General features: G+C 34.5%; 6 protein-coding genes. 1 reads left to right on the top strand and 5 read right to left on the bottom strand.

Annotated features, from left to right (window positions below; all coding sequences use genetic code 11):
• From ABF281_RS03825 to ABF281_RS03805, 5 genes are all read right to left on the bottom strand, one after another.
• Positions 1-1,397 (bottom strand): nitrite/sulfite reductase (locus ABF281_RS03825; RefSeq protein ID WP_347180376.1); only part of this gene is annotated, 1,397 nt, incomplete at its 3' end.
• 38 nt (positions 1,398-1,435) lie between these two features.
• Positions 1,436-2,677 carry a GTP-binding protein gene (locus ABF281_RS03820; protein ID WP_347180375.1) on the bottom strand — a complete coding sequence of 414 codons (1,242 nt, stop codon included), beginning with the start codon at positions 2,675-2,677 and terminating at the stop codon, positions 1,436-1,438.
• Between the two features lie 9 nt (positions 2,678-2,686).
• Positions 2,687-3,574 carry a sulfate adenylyltransferase subunit CysD gene (cysD, locus tag ABF281_RS03815; RefSeq protein WP_347180374.1) on the bottom strand — a complete coding sequence of 296 codons (888 nt, stop codon included), beginning with the start codon at positions 3,572-3,574 and terminating at the stop codon, positions 2,687-2,689.
• A gap of 13 nt (positions 3,575-3,587) precedes the next feature.
• Positions 3,588-4,283: a phosphoadenylyl-sulfate reductase gene (locus ABF281_RS03810; protein WP_347180373.1), complete on the bottom strand. Its 696-nt coding sequence runs from the start codon at positions 4,281-4,283 to the stop codon at positions 3,588-3,590.
• Complete coding sequence (locus ABF281_RS03805; RefSeq protein ID WP_347180372.1) at positions 4,283-4,552, bottom strand: DUF2061 domain-containing protein; 270 nt, start codon at positions 4,550-4,552, stop codon at positions 4,283-4,285. The genes ABF281_RS03810 and ABF281_RS03805 overlap by 1 nt, the downstream gene beginning before the upstream one ends.
• A 129-nt stretch (positions 4,553-4,681) precedes the next feature.
• On the opposite strand from ABF281_RS03805, the gene ABF281_RS03800 reads away from it, so the two are divergent.
• Positions 4,682-4,935: Rrf2 family transcriptional regulator (locus tag ABF281_RS03800; protein WP_347180371.1), on the top strand; the 254-nt coding region annotated here is incomplete at its 3' end.

Genomic DNA, 4,935 nt, shown 5'->3' with positions numbered 1-4,935 from the left:
TTTTCTTTTTTTATGGTCATTCCTTGAAAACCAATATTTGCAATAGTGTGTTGTCCACAAGCATTCATGCAGCCACTGATCTTTATATTAATATCATGCTGGTGAATTAGCGCCTTAAATTCGTTTTCAATTACTTCTTGCAACACTTTTGAAAGTCCCATACTACTTGCAATTCCCAAATTACAGGTATCCGTTCCTGGGCATGCTACAATATCATTAACTTTATGGAATCCAATTCGATTCAACCCTATTGCCTTAAGAGCTTGATACAAACCTGGAATCCATTCTTCTTTTACGTCTCTTAGAAGGATACTTTGTCCAATGGTGAATCGATTGTCGTCCCCAGTAAAGTTTTCAATAATAGTTGCTAATTCTCTTGCTTTTTCTGAACTAATATCTCCAGTTGGAATTGGTATCCCTACTGCTTTAAAGCCCTTTTGTTTTTGAGGAAATGTATTCGTTTTTAACCAAGTTGAGTACTCCTTGTCTGTTGGGGTTGTATAGTTTGAATGTTTTTTTTCTGAAAATTGTAAAATCCTTTTAAACGCTACTGTCTTGTGAGAAGTATCAAATTTCACCCTTGCTTCTTCGACCTTTTCCATGAACAATTCAATACCTAACTCTTTTACCAGAAATTTCATTCTAGCCTTGTTACGGCGGTTGCGTTCCCCGTATTTCTCAAAGACACGAATGACCGCCTCACTGAAAGGGATTAATTGGTCCTCTTCAAGAAAAGAAAGAACTTCATGCGCTGCTTCGGGTTGAGCGCCAATTCCACCACCTAGTACTACCTTAAAACCTCTTTTTTGGTTTTGAAGTACAGGAATAAATCCAAGATCATGAACAAAAGTCATTGTTTGATCATTGGAGGAACTTGAAAAAGCTACTTTAATTTTTCGTCCTAAATCTTGACATAAAGGATTTCTTAAAAAATATTCAAAAAAGGATTCTGCATAAGGGGTAACATCAAAAGCTTCTTTTATGTCTACTCCAGCCCAAATCGAGGCAGTGACATTTCGAACTGTATTACCACAAGCCTCTCTGAGTGTAATTTGATCTTTTTCTAATGTCGCCCATAATTCAGGAGTATCTTCCAAAGACACATAATGAAGTTGAATGTCTTGACGTGTTGTAATATGCAAATTTCCGTTAGAATAGGTGTCTGAGACCTCTGCCATCCTTCTTAATTGTTTTGCTTTAAAACGTCCCATGGGCAGTTTAATCCTAATCATTTGAACACCAGATTGTCTCTGTCCATAGACTCCTCTTGCTAAACGTAGGCTTCTAAATTTTTCGCCATCAATATTATCATTATTGAATGCATGGATTTTTTTTTCTAAATCGATAATATCTTTTGCAACAATTGGATCTTCTATTTCAGTTCTAAAACTTTTCATGTTAAAGGGGGTTTGGTTTCTTAAAGAATTCAATTTATCTAGCTGATAAATCCAACTCCAGCAGTATTAAATGTTTTTTGATCTATTAGAATGAAGGATCCTAATGCGTTGTTTTTCTTATAAGGTTCAGAAAAAATAGATTGTGCTAATGAGAGCGAAATAGTACCAATGTCATTTAACTCAAGCGTTTCAGTATCAATGTTTTCTCCTTTTTCGAAATCCATTTTTAAATCTACTCTGTCTACCCTTGTAAGTACCTTCTGAGTTCCTTGTTGCAACCAGTATTTCTTTCTAGTTTCTAGTTTTTCCTTTTGCATCCAACAAACAGTTGCTTCCAGTTTGTTTTGATCATTAAATTCTCTTTCAGTACTAACTAGGACGGAACCGCGTGAAATATCTAGGTCGTCTTCCAGTAAAATACTGGCGTTTTCTTCTTGTTCAACCTTTTTACAAGGAATCCCATATTTTTCAATTCGTTCAATTTTACTTTCTTGTCCAGAAGGGAAAACTTTTATTGGATCACCTACTTTAAATTGACCACTTTTTATTTTACCAGCAAAACCTCTGTAGTCGTGATGTTTTTCTAGTTGAGGTCTAATGACATATTGAACATGAAAAACATTAGCCTCTTTCTTTGGTTGTTCAACATTTATGGATTCAATAATTTCGATTAAGCTATCGCCTTTATACCAAGGAGTGCTGGCACTAGATGAAGTTACGTTATCTCCATTTAGAGCTGAAATGGGGAGAAAAAAGAGTGTATTGAATTGATATTTATTTTTGTCAATTTCAGTATTGATTTGCGCTTTTATTTTCTCGAATATGGATTGGTCGTAATCTACTAAATCGATCTTATTGATTGCAATAATGATTTGATTAATCCCAAGCAAATTGGTGATATAAAGATGTCGTTTTGTTTGTTCAACAACACCTTTTCTTGAGTCGATTAAAATTATTGTAGTATCAGCATTTGAAGCTCCAGTAACCATATTTCTTGTGTATTCAATATGGCCTGGACTATCGGTTATGATAAATCGTCGTCGTTCAGTCTTAAAATAAATATTTGAAACATCGATAGTGATTCCCTGCTCACGTTCGGTTAAAAGCCCATCTGTAGCTAAAGAAAAATCAAGGTGTTGAAGTCCTTTAGCGTTACTTTTTTGTTCAATCTGTTCTATCTGATCGTCCTTGAGTGAATGTGTTTCATAGAGTAATCGACCAATTAATGTGCTTTTGCCATCATCAACACTACCTGCTGTTACAATTTTTAATAAATCCATTATATAATTTTAAAAGTACCCTACTTTTTTACGTTCTTCCATAGCTCCTTCCGATCGTTTATCATCCATTCGAGCTCCTCGCTCTGAGAATGTTGAAGCTCTAATTTCCTCAATAACATCTGACAAGTCTGTAGCTTCTGATAAAACTGCTGCTGTACAACTCATGTCTCCTACCGTTCTAAAACGCACCTTTTTTACTTCTTTTTGGTTGGGTTCTACAGGGTTGAAGTCATTTACGGGCATCCATTGCCCTTGCCTTTGGTAAACAACCCTTGAGTGGGCAAAATAAATCGAAGGAATTTCAAGATTCTCCTTTTTAATGTATTCCCAAACATCCAATTCTGTCCAATTACTTATTGGGAAGACGCGCACATTTTCACCTTGATGAATTTTCCCATTTAACATATCAAAAACTTCAGGGCGTTGAAGCTTTTCATTCCATTGACCAAAACTATCGCGTACTGAAAAGACGCGTTCTTTAGCTCTCGCTTTTTCCTCATCTCTTCTAGCTCCACCTATACAGGCGTCTAGCTGAAGTTCCTCAATGGTTTCGAGTAATGTTACTGTTTGTAAGCTATTTCTACTTGCATTTTTTCCAGTTTCTTCTCTGGCGGTTCCATTGTTAATACTGTCCTGTACATAAGCAATTTTCAAGTTTACTTGGTAGCGTTTTGCAAGGGTATCTCTGAGTTCTATTGTTTCTGGGAAATTATGCCCTGTGTCAATATGAACAATAGGAAAAGGAATTTTTGCAGGCAAAAAAGCTTTTTGGCACAGATGGAGCAAAACAATAGAGTCTTTCCCTCCTGAAAATAAAAGTGCAGGCTTATTAAATTGACCCATTACTTCTCTTATGATGTAAATGGCTTCGTTTTCTAGTCTAGTTAAAATATCCATTCTTAAATTCACTTTAGTTTAAATGAAGGCCACATTCTTTTTTGCTTTGCTCCCACCACCATCTTCCTGCGCGGATGTCCTCACCTGGCTTTAGTGCTCTTGTGCAAGGTTCACATCCAATACTCAAATAGCCCTGCTTATGTAGTTCATTTTGTGGGACTTCATTTTTATTTAAATATTCTTCTATTTCATTTAAGGTCCAATTGGCTAAAGGATTAAATTTTATTAAGCCAAAGGCATCATCGTATTCAAATAGGTTTACACTTTGTCTTCTTTGGCTTTGTTCTTTTCGCAATCCTGTAATCCATAAGTCAGCACCTTTTAACGCGCGTTGAAGAGGCTTCACTTTTCTAATCAAACAACATTCTTTTCTGTTTTCTGTAGAGGCATAAAAGCTGTTAGGGCCTTTTTGATTGATGAGCTTTTCTATCTCATTTTGATTTGGGAAATAAGTTACGATTGAGTTGTTGTATTTATTTAAGACTTCTTCATGCACTTTATAAGTTGCTTGAAATAGCCTTCCAGTATCTAAGGTGATTATTTTTATTGGATACTTACTTTTGAAAATGATGTCTGTAAGAACTTGATCTTCTTGACCAAATGATGTTGAAAATACAATAGATTCAAAATTCATTTTTAAAAGCGTATCAAAACTCTCTTGGAGAGAGAGGTCTTTAAACTCTTCATTAAGTTGTGCAGTGTAACTCATTATAATAGTTGTTTTTTACCCCATAGAATTTGATTCCAAACACGTTCATGAATAAAATAGAGGATCATTTTTGAAGCCCATTCTATTAATCCAATAGTTAAAGCTTGTTGGAATGTGTTAGTTATAAAATACGCGATGATTATAGTGTCAAGCGTTCCTATAAGCCGCCAGCTGATTGCTTTAACAATGCTTCTTGAAATTCTTTCTTCACCAATATGCGTTGGTTTTTTGCTCTTTTTTTCTTTAGCCAGAAGGAGTTCTATTAACATGGTTTAAATTTTATTTGGCAAATCTAAAAAATTATTATCTATTAAACTAATTAAACCTATAAAGTTAATAGGGATTAAATGTTCTTCCTTTTGTTGTATCTTTGAATTGCATTAAAATAATTTCAAATTATGATTTCAAAAAAGTGTAAATATGCTATAAAAGCACTTCTTTATTTGGCTAAAAATCAAGAAAGTGATCGAGCTATTTTTTCCACTGAAATTGCTAAGAATGAAAATATTCCACAAAAATTTTTAGAAACTATATTAAGAGAACTGCGTAATTTCCAAATTTTACAAAGTAAGAGGGGCAAAACAGGAGGATATCGTTTAATTCAACATCCAAGTAAAATAAAATTGACCGATTTAATGCGGATGATGGACGG

The sequence above is a fragment of the Wenyingzhuangia sp. genome (assembly GCF_039768515.1).
In the GTDB taxonomy this organism is placed as follows: domain Bacteria; phylum Bacteroidota; class Bacteroidia; order Flavobacteriales; family Flavobacteriaceae; genus Wenyingzhuangia.
Note: the sequence above shows the minus strand (reverse complement) of the source record. Positions and strands in the feature narration are given on the sequence as shown.